The organism is Campylobacter coli LMG 9860, assembly GCF_000254135.1.
GTDB lineage: Bacteria > Campylobacterota > Campylobacteria > Campylobacterales > Campylobacteraceae > Campylobacter_D > Campylobacter_D coli.
This window is the reverse complement of the sequence record NZ_AINS01000128.1, coordinates 1-1504: the sequence shown is the minus strand read 5'-3', so window position 1 is coordinate 1504 and position 1504 is coordinate 1. Positions and strand designations below refer to the sequence as shown.

Genomic DNA, 1504 nt, shown 5'->3' with positions numbered 1-1504 from the left:
ATGAATGAAACTCAACAAAGGGATTGCTCTAATGCAAATGAAGCGGTATTATTTCAAAGAGACAAAAATAATAAATTTTATCAATCAAGTCCTGAAGCTTTTGAATGGAAGTAAATTAGCTTTAGTTTTATTTTTATGCTTTTTGATTCCAAATTTAGCTTTTGGGGCTGAAAGTCCCGAAGGGGCGTTAACACTAATCAAAAATGGACTCTTATCTTGGACGCCCCTTATTAAAACCGCTTGTTTATGGGTGTTTTGGACTTTAGTTGCTATTGATTTGATTTGGACTTTTGGTTTAAAAGCTTTGAGCGGTTTTGAATTTGGTGATTTTTTAGCCACTCTTATCAAAAAAATAATGTATATAGGCATATTCCTATTTTTATTTAACACAGATCAATGGCTACAAATTATTTTTAATAGCTTTTCGCAATTAGCCACAAATGTAAATAATGGTATTGATGTTAAACCTAACAATATCATAAGCACAGCAATTGATGTTGTAATCACTATACTACAATCTGCAAGTATTTTTAGTCCTGTTCAAAGTTTTTTTATTGCTATCTCTGGAATTATTATTCTAATATCATTCTTATTAATGGCAATTGATCTGCTGATTGTCTATTTAAAATTTTTCTTAATGAATGTAATTGTATTTTTTGCTTTGGCGTTAGGTGGATTAAATCATTTTAAACAAATAGGCTTAAATCCTATAATGACAGCCATTAAAGTAGGTGTAGAACTCTTTATGATACAAGGATTAATGGGAATTTGCTTTACTATGATAGGAGCAATAGCGAATGAAATTAATCAAAATATTACTATAGAAAATATATTAATCGCATTAGTTACCCCTGTAATCTTCTGCATAATTACAAAAATGATTCCTGGCATTATTGAAGCCGTATTTAATGGTAGTATTGGCGAAAGTGCAGGGGCTTCAGCAGGTTTTAGAGCAGTTGCCACAATGGCAGCAGGAGCTGCGACAGGTGCAGCCGTTGGAGCTGTTGGGGTTACTCGGGCTATGAATGCAGCTAAAGCCTTACATTTAGCAGAAGGTGGAGCTGGTGGAATGGATCTAGTTAAAGGCGTAGCAAAACATTTAGCAACTTCTGGAGGAGAGCATTTAAGAGATAATCTTACAAAAGGCAGAATGCCTCATCAAATGGCTAATCGCTTACAAGAAAAACTTAAAGATATACAAGGAAAAGCAAGTGAAGGCGGTATATCAGCAGGAACACCAAAAGAAGAAAGCTATCAATCAGGAGTAAATCCCGATGTTGCAAAATAATAAAACTAACGCAAGGGTGGTAAGTCCTTGCATTAGCGTTTCACAAACGGCGATAATTTACTTTTTAGGCTTAAAAAAGATTTTTCTTATTTCTTCTCTAAAAAGTGTAATTACTACTGCAATTACCGCAATGAAAAGATTAAAAAGTTCCATTATGGACTCCTGTAAAATAAAGTGTTTCCACCCCAAGCCCAACTTAATAGCCAAAAAAAAAGC

Annotated in this window: 2 protein-coding genes; both read left to right on the top strand. The window is 33.8% G+C overall.

Features of this window, described 5'->3' with window-relative positions:
* Nucleotides 1-100: 100 nt before the first annotated feature.
* Nucleotides 101-1288, top strand: coding sequence for a P-type conjugative transfer protein TrbL (trbL, locus tag CCO88_RS09680; protein ID WP_002840670.1), 1188 nt, complete (start codon nt 101-103; stop codon nt 1286-1288).
* Nucleotides 1275-1504, top strand: a 230-nt coding sequence (locus CCO88_RS11015; protein ID WP_238322097.1) for a hypothetical protein, incomplete at its 3' end; no start/stop codon positions are given. The genes trbL and CCO88_RS11015, both read left to right, overlap by 14 nt.